Consider the following 16,115-nt stretch of genomic DNA (forward strand, 5'->3'; position numbering starts at 1 on the left):
GTTACAACATGAGCTGGTTATTCTACCGGATCAGGCAGGCTTACCTGCGCGATTTTAACCGGATAACATTAACTGACAAAGCGGGCGCCGTCCAGTTAAAGTTCGTACCCGCGTTAGCAATAGTGTTTGTTTGTGGGACATAGGCAGTGGGCGTTGCAAACGAGTTTTCTGCGCCGGGTTTATCTCCTGTAAGGGTAATTACCTCCGCCACAGGGCTTACCACTTCCTTCCCATCCAGGTGGATGGCAGCGCTCACAGGGCTTTCAGCTGCATTGACTATTTTCAGGATAATATCACCGGTTGCTTCATCTTTCCCGGCGATGGCAAATAGTTTTTGCGGTTCCTGATAAGTCATTAGGAGGATATCATCCACATAACATTTCACTTCCTCTGCACCTACTTCCAGCCGGATATTGTACCAGCGGTCTTTTTCCAAGGGTGCTTTCAACCGTACCGGGTTGCTGATACCGGCTACGTCATCTCCGTTCGTGAGACTTTCAAACACGGCATGCGAGTTGAGCCAGGAGCCAATATGCGCCCGCAGGCAGGTATTGGTATCCTTCACGGCAAAAGGAATAATGAAGGCGTTGACCCCGCCGGTTTTACGCGCTTTTAAAGTCAGCGTATAGGCGTTAAAGTGATAGTTCTTCAGAACGGCCAGTTGCTGAGGACCTTCCGCTGTTTGTCCCAGGATGTCTCCTGACTTCTTCCATTGCCCTCTTACGGAGAGCCAGTCCATCCACTGTGGGTCTTTGGCGCTGTTGTATACTGTATCTTTATCCTGCACCACTACGATGTCTTTATAATCGGCTTCTGTATCCCAGGTAGCGAGACCTATACCGCCTGAAAACCTTGGTTTTACCACTGTTTCGGGTTGCAGGGTAGTGCTGACGGGATAGTTGAAAGATGCTTTATGATCATTGAGCAGGTTGAGGGCATAATAAGAGATCCTGGCGAAGCTATTGGCGGCATTAAAATGGATCAGGTTCACGGGCCAGTCCACGTCGTGCTCATTCACCAGCAAAGGGGCATAGCTGCTCATGTTAACCAGGTCGGCGTTCTTTTCCATGCTCATCACGTATACCGCATCACTGAGCGCGGCCTGCAGATTACCGCTACCTACACCGGCGTTGGTGGCGTATTCGCCCACGTACATTTTCCAGTTACCGCGTTTATAACGATCGAAATGATCGAAATTTCGCAGACTCCAGCCGGCATCTTTATAGGCATGTTCATCCACAATATCGGTATGCTGCATACTGTCGAGCGTATGGCGGTTTACATCGCCAATACCCATACTGGCAATGATGCCGATCTGCGGATACCTGGCATGAATGGCGTTGTAGAATTTGTTATATCTTTTCGCATAGGCAGGCCCGTGCTGCTCGTTGCCTACTTCCACGTATTTAAGCGGAAAGGGCGCCGGATGGCCGTTGGCGGCGCGTACTCCTCCCCAGTGAGAGGTAACTGGCCCTATAGCGTATTCAATGGCATCGAGTGCATTTTGTATCACCGGCGCGAGACTATCTTCCGGGAGGAAGGTGCCGCTGCGGTATTCGCAGGAGACGCCTGCGTTGAATACATATAACGCTGCGGCGTTGATATCTTCGCAAAACTGCAGGTATTCGTGGAAGCCGAAACCGTTGCTGCTCCAATAACCCCATGGGCTATATGTAGCTGACCGTTGCTCCAGGGGGCCGATGGTATTTTTCCAGTTGGGCGCACTTTCTATTGTGATCCCTTCTACATAGCAACCGCCGGGCCAGCGCACAAAGGCAGGTTTCATGCGGGCAATGAGCATGGCCAGGTCGCTGCGCATGCCATTGGGGCGGTTGCGGAAAGTATGTACAGGAAACAGCGATACCATGTCGAGTAACAGTATCCCTTTGTTTTGGAAAGAGAGCACCAGTTTACCTGCCGGATCACTTTCCTTTGCAGTGAATACTGCCGAATATTGTCGCCAGTAAGCAGAACCCGCCATGTTAAATGTCGTATCAGCCAATACCTTACCGGTACCCGATTGCAGGGATACAGTAATCTTTCCCGTATAGCCTTTTACGTTATTCGCGAAAAAAGACAGCCGGTAAGATTCCCCCCGGGTAATATTCATACCCCAGAATCCTTCATTAACCAAGGAAGGATAATTGCGTGTATCCGTACCTGTTACCATCACCTGTAATGCATTCGGCGTAGCTTTGTACAATGGATGGTCTGTGGCCAGTGACAGCTGCAGGCCTTTGTTTTCAATATGCCACGCCGGCCATTGGCTATGAACGGGCCATTCCATTTTCCAGTCAGACGGCTGCCCGAGCATAAAATGGGGCTTTGCCGGGAAAGGCTGTAACCAACCGTTTTCCAGGCGGGTACCGGCAGGGATTACATGATCTTCGAAGCCACGGTTTTGCACCATTTCTGCATACAGCCCGCCTTCTCCGGCATGGCTGATTTCTTCGAAGAAAATACCATGCAGGGTGGCAGGCACCGTAGCGCCCTTTACCGTTGTATTCACGTGGATATCAGCCCTGGATTGGGCTATAGTATGGTAATAACCCATCAGCAATCCGATGGCGGCCAGATAACCCTGTTTCATGCGTTTATCTTATTATTCTACTATCCATTCGTGAATACCCGACGAATTATCTGCCGGCAGCTGCACTTCCAGCTTTAGGGCGTTGGTAGTTACCGGTTCGAAGGATACTACATTGTACTTGTCTTTTTCTACCGTGTAGGGTGTGGCATTCTTTACAGGTACCCACTCGCTGCCCTGTTTATAGTAGAGCTTCCAGGCGGTGGGAATGCGGCAGCCACCGAAGGGACCATCATCGTACCAATATACTTTAGAACGGCTAATGGTATGAGCACTGTCGAAGTCATACTGCACCCATTCGCTGCTGCCTTTAGCGGGCCACCAATGTAAATACAAGGCGCTGTTATCTTTGGAATCCTTGGGTTCGTACTGGTCATTGAGGGCCATGAGCATGCGCCGGTTCTTTACCGACGCGCTGATCTTGCTTTTAGACGCAATGGTAGGTGCAGGCTTAGGACGGGCGGCGGCGGCTTCAAACGGAATCCATACCGTCATTTCAGCAGGACCGCGGTTAGCCCAGGAATAATACGGGATAGCCGTTACCGTTTGCTGACTGTTAATCAGTGCATCCGAATTCAGCTGCCGGCTGCTAGAGCTGCCCGGCATTTGCAGGGTCATTACGCCGTTGAGCAGGTTGGTCTGGAAGACCGGTGTTACAGTAGCATCTTTTGCCACTACGATGTTCTGTACCGTGGCATCTTTATTATCCGGTCCCTCCAGGCAATACATGATGGGTCCGCGTTCCAGCGCAAAGCGGTACTGATCGTCTTTCACCGGCGTAGCGGCCAGCACCTTCTTCACGTCCATCGGTAAGTCGATCGTTACCTTGTCTCCTTTTTTCCAGGTGCGTTTAATCACTGCATATCCTTTCTCCACCGTGTAATGGAGCGGCTGACCATTCAGCAGGATGGGAATAGTAACTGCGGAGTTATCTTCCTCGAAGTAAAGGTTACCGGGCACCGGGCGGTTTTCTGCCCATCCGGGGATACGTACTTTCAGGGTAAAGGCCGTAGGTTTCGCCGTGTTGATGGTGATATCATCTTTCCCGTTCCAGGGATAATCTGTTTGCTGTACAATGCCTACTTTACCGGCTTTCAGCTGTATGGTGGCAGCATCGCCGACAAACAGATTTACGTATAAATCATTGTCTTTCTGTGCGTATACATAACCTGGCATAGAAGGCAGGAAGCGGGTCATATTGGAAATACAGCAGGCGCATCCAAACCAGGCGCTGCGCTGGTGCTGCCCCATAGAGGCCAGCGGATTGGGATAAAAAAACCGGTCACCGCTGATGGATACCCCGGACAGCAGCCCGTTATACAGAGTACGTTCCAGCACATCTATATATTTGGAGTCGCCGTGAAGCAGGAACATGCGGTTGTTCCAGTACACGTTGGCAATGGCGGCGCAGGTTTCGGCATAGGCCGACATGTTCGGGAGTTCATACGCAGCCCCGAAAGCTTCGCCGGCGCCGGTGGCGCCAATACCGCCGGTAATGTATAATTTCCTGTCTACCACATCTTCCCAGATATCGTCGATGGCAGATAAGTATTTGCGGTCGCCAGTAAGGGCAGCTACATCGGCCATGCCGGTGTACATGTAGGCAGCGCGAACGGCATGTCCTACGGCTTCATGCTGATCTACTACTTTCTTGTAGGCCTGGTTGTATTCCTGGCTGTCTTTCGTGCCGGGACCGCGTACGTCCAGGAAAAATTTGGCCAGGTCGAGGTACGACTTATTGCCGGTAACCCGGTACAGGCGGGTAAGCCCGGTTTCCACGATCTGGTGACCGGGGAACTTCTCTTCTTTTCCCCATCCAAAATCCTTTACCAGGAGATCAGCATTCCGGATGGCAATATTGAGCAGGGTTCTTTTACCGGTAGCCTCGTAGTGCGCTACCGCAGCTTCAAACAAGTGGCCGGCGTTGTATAATTCGTGGCTCAGGTCTTCCTCTTTTTCCCAGCGTTTACTACCAATCCAGTCATGAGGTTTAGCCGCTTTCATGGTGCGGAAAGTATAGAGGTATCCATCCTTTTCCTGGGCGTTGCCAATGATGGTGATCAAGGTATCGAGGTACCGTTCCAGCGCGGGGTTGGGCTGCGTTTGCAGCCCATAGGAAGCACCTTCAATGACTTTATATAAATCTGTATCATCGAAAGGATACTCAGTGAATTTATCGCCTGGTAATTTGCCGGCTGCCCGCAGGAAATTATCTATCCTGCCTGTCTTCCTGCACTGTTCCAATGTATACGGGATGGTAACGCTGGCATTGGTCCTTATTTTGGGCGCCCAGAAATTATCATTCACCTTTACCTGCGTAAAGGCCACTGGTTTTATCGGATAATCTTTTTGCAGCTGGGCCTGCAACCCTGTGCTGCCTAAAAGTATGCCGGCGCCGGTCAACGCCATCTTCCCCAAAAATGATTTCATACCTTTTATCTTTATGAACACCTAATATAGAAAATTGGATTTATGGTTGACAAATATGTCTAAACATATAATTGTCAATATGACAAATAAAATTATTCATAAAAAGAAAGGAATACTGCGTAGATATTAACGAGTATTCCCAACATTTTATCTTAGAAGCAGCAAGTGTAAAGCAAAAAGCCTTGAAGCGAATAGCCCGGGCAGATATTTACTCGCGCCGATTATTCGCTTCAATAGCTTTTTGCTTTATGCTTTCGGTTTTCGGCTCTCTACTCTCTTACAGCCTGGTTACATTGGGTAAATGTATAATTACCTCGTAGCTGCCCTCAAACAGTATCTGGAAGCCAAAACGCGGGTTAGCCGACCATGCTTTGGGGGCCGCCCCATCCATCTTAATAAACCATGCCGGTATACGGTAGTAAATCAGATAGTTCACATAACCGGGAATCAGTTTGGCGGGATAGGGAGCAATGGCATAATCTGTAATCAGGGCGGTATCCGTCACAATCACCGGGTTAAACCTTGCATAAGAGGCAAAAGAAGGGCGGTCGCCACGCTTAATCACTTCCCCATTTTTGGGGTTGAACAGCTTTCCATTTTTATCCATGATCTTCAGCATCACCTGGGTTCCCTGTGCAGATATGCGCTTCAGCTCCATCGTTCCCTGGACCGCCCCCGGGAAAGTATTGGTGACTGAATCATAGCCGGGAATAACGGGCACTTCTGTCATCCGGATGTACTCAGGATCGTCGATATGCAGGCGGGCCAGGTTCTTGTACACTTTGCTGCCATTCACGTTGGTGGCTTTTACATCAAATTCATACACACCATTGGGCAAGTTGGCCGACGGCGCTTTAAACAGGAAACCTCCGTTTACCGGGTTAAACTCGAACGGGAGTTCCTGCAGACTATCCTGCTTGGCGCGCAACAGTGCGATGGTGGTATCTGTATCAGGGTCGAACGACATTTTATCTTTGAACACCCATACCGGGTACTTAGTACTAAAAGCTGCCGGCAGCTTCCCTCCTTCCACCGGCCGCATATCTAAGATTTCGAACTTTACCGGCGGCGTAGAGCCATCGAAAAGAATACCTGGATAACGCGCTGTAATCCCTTTGGGAATAAATATTTCAGGGCTTTTATAACGGATACCATCACTTAAAAAACCTTCCTGCACTTTGGTACAACCTGCTACCAGCAATGCCCCGGCCATGATTGCGAATAAGATATATTTCATACTCGGCTGATTTTTAATTTTTTCTGTAAACGTAAAATCCGTAGTTGGCGTCAGCATCCAACACATGTACCATACCGGTAGCTGTGCGGACTTCCGATGTTTGCACATAGGTGTAAAAATCCGGCGCCCGGTTTTCTACCCCGGCCGGCACATCTTCATCTGGCTGGCCAAAAATGCGACGGAACTGGATCCTGCTGGTGGTAGAACGAATACCACTGACGTCTATGTAATACTTCTCCAGGTTGATATAATAATTCCCTTCACCATTCACATTGGTAAAACTTTTCTTCGTATACGTCAATGCTTTCTTGTCTATTACCCCTTTGAAAATGTGCCGGCGCAGGTAAAATTTAATACTATCGGCAGACAGGCTGTCGAGCGTAAACTTTATATTTTCATTATTGGTGCGCGTTTGCAGGGCAATGGTTTGTTGTTTGAGAAAAGAATTTACCCCATAGGTAGTGGGAGAGAAAAAAGTTATATCTCCATTGATTTCGTCTTTCATTCCCGCCCGGTCTATCAACAGCACTACTGTATCCAGGACCTTACTTTCCCGCAGGAAATCGTAGGTCGACATCTTCCTGATCCTCTCCAAATCGGTACCTCCTTCATTCACGAGGTAGTTATCTTTTTTACATCCTGCGAGGGCCAGCAGCACCAGGAGTAGCAGGTGAATATATTTCATGATGAATACTTTTTTAGATGATTAAATTTTACCCGCCCAATACTTATTCTGTACCAGCAGTCTGTTATTGTTAAATAATGCAGGATCCAGCGGCAGCAGGAAACCTTCCTGGTTATACCGGGAAGGCGTTAGCCAGGGCACAAAAGAGCGTTTCATTCTTACATCATCGAAGTACAGTTGTCCTTCCATAAATAATTCGCAGGCGCGTTCCGTCATAATTTCATCCAGCAGGCGGTTGTACGACAGTGGCGCTTCGCTTACAAACGTGGCAGAGTCCATTTGCGGCCGGCTACGGCTCTGGCGAAAATCCCTGAGCTGCGAATAAGCCAATCCGAGTTGACCTTTATAAACCGCAATTTCCATCCTGCTTAGTAACAAGTCGGCATAACGCAGTAAGGTTACGTTGTTGTCCAGGTAAGGATCGGCCTGTTGGTTAGGATTATTATAAATCACGTTACTGTACTTCACAAAAACAGGATTGGCGCCATCCGCATCATACAGGAATACCTTCCTACGTATATCCGTATTTGTTACAGTATCTTCCGGATCAGGTCCCACCTGCACAATCCGTGGAAACAGGTTGTTCACGTAACTGGGGCCAAGGATCAGGTTTGGGTAATCGGTCTTCGCCAGGATAGGCGTTCTCAGGAACTTAATGGGCATGAGGTTATTTGAGCCTTCATTGTAAGCGTAGCGGGTATATAGTTCAAATAAGCTTTCCCGGCTGTTACTGGTAAATACTTTGGCATACTGAATACTGTCTATTTTTCCACCGGGGGCTGCCAACCCATATAAGCCACTATTTACAATCGTTTCAATCAGGTCAGAGGCTTTGTTCACATCGCTCATATCCGGTGTAGCTTCAAATGCAGGACGTTTGATCACGCAGGCACGCCACAGGTATACCTGTGCTTGCAGCGCCATCACGCTGGCTTTGTTGGGCACGGTACCACGGGTAGTTTCCACTTCATACGACATATCCAGGCAATTGGCCGCGGAATCCAGGTCGTTCAGGATCTGCTGCACTACCAGGTTTTTGTCGGTGCGCGCCAATGGCTTGTTGGCAATAGGATTGGGATCCGGCGTGGTTACCAGCGGCACATCCCCAAAAGTGCGCAGCAGCTGGAAGTATACGTAGGAACGGATAAACAGGGTTTGCCCCGCTATATTTTTGCGTCCTTTTACGGGGTCGTCCTGGAAGGTATTGTCTGGTACCAGTGGAAGTTTTTGCAGCATCAGGTTGGTTTGGAGGATGGTGCTGTAAAACCTCGACCAGTTCCGGAATACATCGAGATAGTTCATTTCAAACTTGCCCACCTGCAAATTCCAATCGGAGTTAGAGAAATAGGGGGCGTTTTGAATCACGATATACTCGCTGCCCAGGGTCATATCACCCAGGTTATGAAAGTAATCCTGGTCAAGCAAGTTAGAACGCAGCGATGCATAAGCTCCTGCCAGCGCTTTCTTCATGTCATTTTCCGACTTCCAGAATTTTTCCTCGTAGGTGGTATCTTTCGGCTCCTGGTTCAGCATTTTTTTGCAGGACGATAAAAATGCAGTTGCTATGATGAGTGTAAAGAAGATCCGTTTCATAAAAAGTGTTTAGCTGTGTTTAAAATCCTACATCAATGCCCAGGGTGTATTTATGCGGGCTCGGATAGCCGACACCGTTATACTCTCCATAGGGGTTTACGTTTTCGGCATCCGGCAACTTTTTCGATGCCTGGAAAATGTATACATTATCCATCAGCCCATAGAAGCGCAGCCTGCTCAGGTGCAGCGGCTTCAAAGCTTTCTGGGGAAGTGCATACCCCATAGAAATATTCTTGATGCGGAAATAATCGCCTTTTTCCAGGAAGAAGGTCTGGTCGGCCCGGTAGTAATAACGGAAAGTACCGATGTCCATTCTCGCATACTCAGCTTTATCGCCTGGTTTGCGCCAGATATTCATTTTGGAGAGATCAGACACTGCGTATTTGGAAAACTCGTTACCCGATTGGTCCCAGCCATAACGGCCATAGGTATCTGAGTCATAAAGATTTAACACATCTCTTTTAAAAGTGAACGTGCAAAGGAATCCGAAAGTGAAATTCTTCCAGTAAAAGTTCTGCGTAATACCGCCCGTCAGGAAGGGATTAGGATTACCATAAGGAATCTTATCTCCTGAAATACCGCCGTTGAAGGCATCTATAATACCATCACCATCCAGGTCGGCGAAAATAAATTCTCCTGCCCGGAAAGGATTGTTGGCATTGGGATCGTTCACAGCTCCTACCTGGAATTTCTTACCGGTATATCTATCTGTAGGCACATCATCGTCGGTAGCATATACGCCTAATGTTTTCAGCAGGTAAAAAGTATTTACCGCTTTTCCGCGTGTAAGGATATGCGTGGTATTAAACAGGTTGCCGAAGGTGATATCGCGGTTGTCGTTTGGCAGGTTGACCACCAGGTTTTGATTCATGCTTACATTCCACAAAATTTCCCAGCGCAGGGCACTCTTTTCCGGCAGCACATTGCGGAATTGGAAATTGATGTCAATACCGGAGTTACGAATCTGCGCACCATTTGTTTTAGCGGTGGCAATACCGGTGGTACTTTGCAGGTTCATATCAATCAACCCTGCTTTACTGTTCTTCACGTATACGTCTGCACTGAAATAATATTTTCCGTTCATCAGCTCTGCTTCTATCCCACCGTTCCAGCTGCCTGTTTTCTCCCAGCTGATATCTTTCTGTGCTACGCCACCAGAGCCAAATTGCGGGGTAATTGTTACCGCGCCATTATAGGTATTAGGATTCAGGTTACTGCCATTGTACCCGGCCCCGCCAATATTATAGAGGCTGTATTGCAGGTAATAATCACCGGGCAGGTTACCGAGTACGCCGTAGCTGCCTCTTAATTTCAGCATCGACAACCAACTGGCGTAGCGGCGCATAAAGGGCTCGTTGCTGATGATCCAGCCGGCGGATACTGCCGGGAAGTAACCCCATTTGTTATTGGGACCGAAGCTGGAAGCAGCATCACCACGCAGGGAAGCCGACAGCAGGTAAGTACTTTTATAGTCGTAGTTGACACGGGAAAAGAGCGACAGTATCCCGAAAGCCGAATACGAGGAACTACCATAGAGATAAGGTCCCTGTGGAAATCCGTTCACTACCTGGATCTGATCGCTGGCGCCGCGATCGCCGCGGGCATAGGTATTCTGGTAGGTACTGTATTGCACCTCCTGTCCTACAATAGCATTGATGGTATGTTCTTTGGCCTTGCCAAAAACAGCATTCCAGTTCAGGTCGTTGGAGGTAGTATAGCTTTGTTGCAAGCCACTGTTGGAGGAGGCAGAATTTCCTAAGTCCGCATTCAGATCACCGGGTACTGATACATCCCGGCGACTCATCACCATAGACACGGAGTTACGGGAGCGGAAAGACAACTGCTTAGATAACCGCAGGTTAAACGAGATATCGCCGTTTACCTGGTTATCGATATTGATATCCATATTGCTGCTATATCTGCCCAGTACGCGTTGCAGGCTATTGTCATCGGCGGCAAAAAGCGAAGAAGGCATGCTTTGCCCTACGGCGCCCAGCAGGTCGGCACTACCCGACCCACGGCCTCTTTCCATACGGGCCAGGCGGATATTGGGAATCACTTCCAACGCACCATTTTTAGTCCGTATAGAGGAAGAATAGTTGAGCGTATAGCGTTTGAAACCGGAGGCTTTTACGATACCATCTTCCTTATAATAACCGGCAGACAAGCGATAGGTATTATACTCCGTACCCCCGTATACGTTAAGGTCTACATTTCGGATAAAGCCGTTGCGATAAAATAGCCGCTGCCAGTCGGTAGCCTTATTCAGATCGGGATTGAGGCTATCGGTCATGATCAGACTTCGGTGAATGAGACGGTCCTGGTTACCGGCAAATGCATCGTCGTAGAGGCGTATCTTTTCCCTACGCTCTGCTGCCCCCACCAGTACGGTACGGAGCTTAGGTATTTCCGTTAGTCCCCCGTAGGTAGAAATACTAAAACGGGGCGATCCGGTGCGGGCGCGTTTTGTTTTGATGATAATCACCCCATTAGCACCGCGGGAGCCATATACAGCTGCTGCGGCGGCGTCTTTCAGTACGTCAACGGATTCAATTTCATTAGGGTTTAAACCCGCAATGTTATTGGTACCGGTTCCCATGTCCGGACCAATCATATCATCGCTGAACTGCGGTACATCGTCAATCACATACAGTGGTTTGTTGAGGATTTTGTACTGGTTGTTCTGGTAAGAAGTACCGATGGCCGTGTTACCTCTTACAGAGATGGTGGGTGCGGCGCCGGGTTCGCCGGTGAAGTTCTGTACGTTTACACCCGACATACGCCCCTGGAGCAGTTGTTCAAAACTACCAGCGGGGATGTTTTCAATGTCTTTTCCCCGTATGCTGGATACCGCCGCAGTGGCCTTTCTCCGGTTCACGGTCTGGTAACCGATAACGACCACGTCTTCCAATGCGCCATTCTTTTGTGTTAATACAATGCTGAGATGTGAGCGGCCTTTTAATTTTTGTTCCTGTTTGAGGTAGCCGACAAAACTAATTTCCAGGGTGGCATCCGGCAATGCCATGATAGCAAATTCACCTTTGTCGTTGGTGACAACGCCCTGGGAGCCGCCCTTAATTTTCACGGAGGCGCCGGGAAGTGGCCCGCTTCTTTCATCTGTAATGGTGCCCGTTATTTTTACTGTCTGGGCAACAGATGGTAAGACCGCCAATAGGGCGATAAAGGCCATGACAAGTTTTCGCATGGAGAAGGATTTAGCTATGTTGAAAAATTCTGGTTGATATTCTATGATACAGGTCTATATATACACTGTCGACAAGGCAATGGACGTTCTTTTGGCTGATTTATTTAAGTGTTATATTGACAATTATTATCTGTTACAAAACTATTTTAAAAGTGCGGATATTACTACCTGAAAATTAACTCATAGGCTGATGATTTTAACAGGATCGGTGGAGCAGAAAGCTGAAGGCAGAAAGCAAAAAGCTATTGAAGCGGATACTAAAACGCATTGATTAACAACTTCAATAGCTTTTTGCTTTCTGCCTTCAGCTTTCTGCTATAATTTATAAAAGCGCCAGCTGCTGGTAAAGTCTTTCGGCACGGGCTTATTAAGGAGGATAGCCCGCAGCATTTCAATAGGCATCATATTTTCTCTCAGTACGGCATCATGGTATTGTTTGTATGTCATTTTCCCACTGTCTACCAGCTCTTTTTTCAGGGCTTCAAACTGGAGGCCGCCAATCATGTAAGCAATCTGGTAAAGAGGGCTATAGCCACCTACGAAAGAGCGGCGCACTTCTCCTTCCGCGTTGGCGCGTTCGTGGCCTACACGGTCTACCAGGAAGTCGATACATTGCTGGGGCGTCCACTTACCGAGGTGGTAGTTGATAGAGAAGATGATCCTGGCGCAGCGGTGCTTACGCCAGAAGAGCATACCGATACGGTCTTCAGGAGATTTGGCAAAGCCCTGGTCCCACAACAATCTTTCCCAATACAATGCCCAGCCTTCGATCCAGAAGGGCGTTTCAAAATGCCGGTAGGCTTTATAACGGTTTTGCATAAATTCCTGCAGCGCGTGCCCTGCCAACAGTTCATGATGAACCGTAGCCCGGGAGAAATGGGGATTATTACCGCGCATGCTCATCATCTTGTCGTCGTGGCTCATGCTGCTAACGGGATAGGATACACTGAACTCCTCTCCTCCTGTAAAGAAGGGATTAACCAGCTGACGCTCCGGCGTCATCATGATCATACGCCATGTTTCTTCTGCCAGTGGCGGCAGGGTGATCAGGTCTTTCTGCTTTAGGAAGTCCACCGATTCGTTGTATAACTTCATCATTGCCGCCGGCTGGTCGGCCGGTGGCACATAGCTGTTCTTCACCTTTTCCATGGCGGCTTTCCAGTCGGTGCCCAGTCCCATTTCCCGGGTAGCTTTTTCCATTTCTGCGTCACAGAAAGCAAATTCTTTATTGGCAATAGCCAGCAGCTCCTCAGGGGAATAGGGAATCATTTCTTCCTGCAGTCCCCTGATCAGCGCAGCGCGGCCAATAGGGTGACCGGCAATACCGCTGCCGTCGTCCGGCATTTTAGCGCTACTCTTTTCTTTGGCGGCAAAAGCGGCGCCATAGTTTTTTAAGAGGCTGTCTACCTGTTGATAAGGCGCCGGTATCCACCAGGAAAAGAGTGGATCATATCCATTATAAAACGTGTACACGCTGTTGAGCGCCTGCCGTAAACCTTTAGCGGTAGCCATTCCCTGGCGGGCCGTTGGTTGAGCAAAGCTACTGTCTTTATCCAGCTTAGCTTTCAGAAGCACGATTTCTTTGGCAATACTGCTGAGCTGAGCAGCAAATGCCGGTGCATCCGGTTTGGTACCCCGGCGGCGACTTTGTTCTACCTGGTAAATCTTATCCGCGAAGGGGAACCATCTTTTCACGCGTTCATTTTCCTCACCAGCCTCTTTCAGGTCGGTTGCTGTGGCAATCAGCCGGCGACGAAACAGCGTATAGTCTACCTGGGCGCCTACCTTAAGATGGCTATAGTCCAACGCCTCCAGACGTTGCTGGTAGCTTTTGATGAGCGCATTCATACGGGCAATATGCTCCGGCGATGTTTCTACAAAATAAAAACGGCGAAGGTTGCCGGCATCTGCCTCGTACTGCACCATGATATTATTTACTTCACTGGTTTGCTGATACAGGTCGTTATCGGCAGATTGCGCATAGGTGATGGCCTGTTGCAACAGCAGACCGGCCATCAGTAATAGTATTTTTTTCAAGTAGCTGATATTTTATTCGTTGATATTTTTATCGGGTGGCGTGGTATGTAACAGATGTTGTACAAAAAAGTCGCGGCGCCTGGAACGGCCGTAAGGGCCTCCATCGCTATGTCCCATACCTGGTATGGGCAGGAAATCAAATCGCTTCCCGTTTTTAATCAGTGCATTGATAACACGGTAGGTCGACTCCGGCGGCACGTTGGTATCTGCTTCTCCTACAATCAGTAACAGGTCGCCTTTTAATTTGCCGGCGTTGGTAACATTGGACTGTTCCTCATAATGTTTGCCTACCGGGTATCCCATCCACTGTTCATTCCACCATTGCTTATCTACGCGGTTGTCGTGACAGCCACAGGATGCCACGGCTGCCTTATAAAATTCAGGATGGAAAAGTAACCCGCCAAGTGCATTTTGTCCGCCTGCAGAAGTACCGTAAAGTCCTACCCGTGAAGTATCTACAAACGGGTATTGCTTTGCCAGGGCTTTAATCCAGGCAATACGGTCGGGGAAGCCGGCGTCGGCCAGGTTTTTCCAGCATACATCATGAAAGGCCTTGGAGCGGTTGGCAGTGCCCATGCCATCGATTTGCACCACAATAAATCCCAGGTCGGCCAGGCCTTGCATATCGCTGTAGTAGCTCATGAAATTCTTGGGAACGAAAGCATCCTGGGGGCCTGCATAAATGTTTTCCACTACCGGGTATTGTTTGGTAGGATCAAAATCTGTTGGGCGGCACATAATACCCCAAATATCCGTTATGCCATCCCGGCCTTTGGCGGCAAAGGGCGTCGGGAAAGGTACTCCGAGTGCCTGCCAGGCGCTCACATCTGCTTTTTCCAACACGGTGATCAGCTTCCCGTCTTCCGTGCGGCGCAACTCATTGACCGGTGGTACGTTTACCTGCGAGTATTTGTCTATAAAGTATTTTCTGTCGGGAGAAAAGAAAGCCAGGTGGTTGCCCTTGCCGGGCGTAAGGTCTACCAGTTTATTGCCTGCAAAGTTGACACGGTAATAATGTTCGTAGTAGGGATCTTCATGCTTATTTCTGCCGCTGCCGCGGAACCATATTTCCCGTTTCTTTGCATCTATGCTGTCGATTTCCCTTACCAGCCAGTCGCCTTTTGTTACCTCGTTTTTAATTTCCCCGGTGAGGGTGTTTACGAGATAGATATGCCGCCAGCCGTCTTTTTCGGAGGTCCAAAGCATTTCGTTGGTGTCTGGGAGGTAGTGGGTATACAACCTTGATTCATAAATAAAGGTGGGCGACTTTTCATCCAGTACTGTGCGGGTTTGCCCGTTGCTGGCGTCTACCTCCATTACCCGGAAGCGCTGGTGTCCGCGGTCCACTTTTTCATAGAGGAAGTAGCGGGCATCGTTATGCCGCCAGTGCAATACGGGCGCCTCGAAGAAATCGATGATGTCTGCATTGACTTTGGTGGTGGTATTACTGGCTAGCGTAAACAGGTACATTTCGTAGGTAGTAAACGGATCGCCGGGTTGCTTATAGGGCTGAGAGCGGAGTTGCCCGCGGGTGGTACCGGGTACGTCGGTGAGTACATAGTAAACGGCCGAATCTTCCACGGGGTGGATGCGGTAGCCTACGAGGTATTTGCTGTCGGGCGACCAGGCCAATGCGCCGTAGAAGTCCTTAGTGGCTTTGCCGTCTTTTGTAAATTGGGTAAGTGACCCATCTTTTACAGAGCGCACACACACGTTGCCATCGATTGTAACGGCTACCCATTGTTTGTCAGGAGAAAGGCTGTCGGTCGCAAACCCTTCCCAGCGGCTGGGTTCATGAGAACGGACAGCGTTAGGCGCCAGGGCATTTTTTTTAAGTTGCGCAATTTTTGCGGAGTCGGTTATCAGCTCTTTTTTTCCCGTGGCGGCTTGTACCAGGTAAAAAGTGCGGCTGCTATCCCTGGCCGTATTGGCGTACCAGAAAGACGTTCCGCCTGGCAGCCAGTTGGCGTCGACATTGTGTTTAAACACCGTTTTCCGGGTAGCGGTATCCCATCGCTGCGCATTGCGGTAACGTTGCAGTATCTCTGCACGCGTGGGCTGATAAGGTGTTGGTTTACTTTGCTGTGCATGCAGGCAGGTGGCAGGAGTCCCCCATAAAAACAGCCAGCAAAGTATTTTCTTGTATTTCATAAGTCATTCCGGTCTGTTATAAATAAATGTAGTATCGACAGTTAATCGATAACCTGGCGGATATATTTTTATTAAAAGTACTATGCACAAAGTTTAGTTTTTAAACGTTTTTTAATAACTTGTTCTCATATCTTCACCTAAATTGAGGCTCAATTCCTTCAAAGGTGTTAAAAAAAGAATAATGTGATTC

General features: G+C 48.8%; 8 protein-coding genes. All 8 read right to left on the reverse strand.

Annotated features, from left to right (window positions below; translation table 11 throughout):
* Positions 1 to 40: 40 nt before the first annotated feature.
* The 8 genes from HGH90_RS04140 to HGH90_RS04175 all read right to left on the reverse strand — a co-directional run bounded on the left by HGH90_RS04140 (position 41) and on the right by HGH90_RS04175 (position 15,925).
* Entirely contained in the window at positions 41 to 2,590 is a 2,550-nt protein-coding gene (locus tag HGH90_RS04140; RefSeq protein WP_169190458.1) for an alpha-L-arabinofuranosidase C-terminal domain-containing protein, read from the reverse strand.
* A gap of 12 nt (positions 2,591 to 2,602) precedes the next feature.
* On the reverse strand, positions 2,603 to 5,017 hold the full coding sequence (locus tag HGH90_RS04145; RefSeq protein ID WP_248276964.1) for a glycoside hydrolase family 127 protein: 2,415 nt from the start codon (positions 5,015 to 5,017) through the stop codon (positions 2,603 to 2,605).
* Between the two features lie 277 nt (positions 5,018 to 5,294).
* Positions 5,295 to 6,254, reverse strand: a complete 960-nt coding sequence (locus HGH90_RS04150; RefSeq protein ID WP_168763726.1) for a DUF5007 domain-containing protein — start codon at positions 6,252 to 6,254, stop codon at positions 5,295 to 5,297.
* A 13-nt stretch (positions 6,255 to 6,267) separates the two neighbouring features.
* Positions 6,268 to 6,939, reverse strand: a complete 672-nt coding sequence (locus HGH90_RS04155; protein ID WP_168763727.1) for a hypothetical protein — start codon at positions 6,937 to 6,939, stop codon at positions 6,268 to 6,270.
* 21 nt (positions 6,940 to 6,960) lie between these two features.
* Positions 6,961 to 8,532 (reverse strand): RagB/SusD family nutrient uptake outer membrane protein, encoded by a 1,572-nt coding sequence (locus tag HGH90_RS04160; protein ID WP_168763728.1) that lies wholly within the window; start codon positions 8,530 to 8,532, stop codon positions 6,961 to 6,963.
* 19 nt (positions 8,533 to 8,551) lie between these two features.
* On the reverse strand, positions 8,552 to 11,737 hold the full coding sequence (locus HGH90_RS04165; protein ID WP_169190459.1) for a SusC/RagA family TonB-linked outer membrane protein: 3,186 nt from the start codon (positions 11,735 to 11,737) through the stop codon (positions 8,552 to 8,554).
* Positions 11,738 to 12,052: 315 nt separating this feature from the next.
* Positions 12,053 to 13,774 carry a DUF885 family protein gene (locus HGH90_RS04170; RefSeq protein ID WP_248276965.1) on the reverse strand — a complete coding sequence of 574 codons (1,722 nt, stop codon included), beginning with the start codon at positions 13,772 to 13,774 and terminating at the stop codon, positions 12,053 to 12,055.
* 12 nt (positions 13,775 to 13,786) lie between these two features.
* Positions 13,787 to 15,925, reverse strand: coding sequence for a S9 family peptidase (locus tag HGH90_RS04175; protein WP_169190460.1), 2,139 nt, complete (start codon positions 15,923 to 15,925; stop codon positions 13,787 to 13,789).
* Positions 15,926 to 16,115 lie beyond the last annotated feature (190 nt).

Source organism: Chitinophaga sp. Ak27, from assembly GCF_012726295.1.
In the GTDB taxonomy this organism is placed as follows: Bacteria; Bacteroidota; Bacteroidia; order Chitinophagales; family Chitinophagaceae; genus Chitinophaga.

Coding starts and splice junctions, on each gene's coding strand:
- HGH90_RS04160 (WP_168763728.1), bottom strand. CDS start 8,532: ATGAAACGGATCTTCTTTACACTCATCATAGCAACTGCATTTTTATCG.
- HGH90_RS04155 (WP_168763727.1), bottom strand. CDS start 6,939: ATGAAATATATTCACCTGCTACTCCTGGTGCTGCTGGCCCTCGCAGGA.
- HGH90_RS04165 (WP_169190459.1), bottom strand. CDS start 11,737: ATGCGAAAACTTGTCATGGCCTTTATCGCCCTATTGGCGGTCTTACCA.
- HGH90_RS04175 (WP_169190460.1), bottom strand. CDS start 15,925: ATGAAATACAAGAAAATACTTTGCTGGCTGTTTTTATGGGGGACTCCT.
- HGH90_RS04145 (WP_248276964.1), bottom strand. CDS start 5,017: ATGAAATCATTTTTGGGGAAGATGGCGTTGACCGGCGCCGGCATACTT.
- HGH90_RS04140 (WP_169190458.1), bottom strand. CDS start 2,590: ATGAAACAGGGTTATCTGGCCGCCATCGGATTGCTGATGGGTTATTAC.
- HGH90_RS04150 (WP_168763726.1), bottom strand. CDS start 6,254: ATGAAATATATCTTATTCGCAATCATGGCCGGGGCATTGCTGGTAGCA.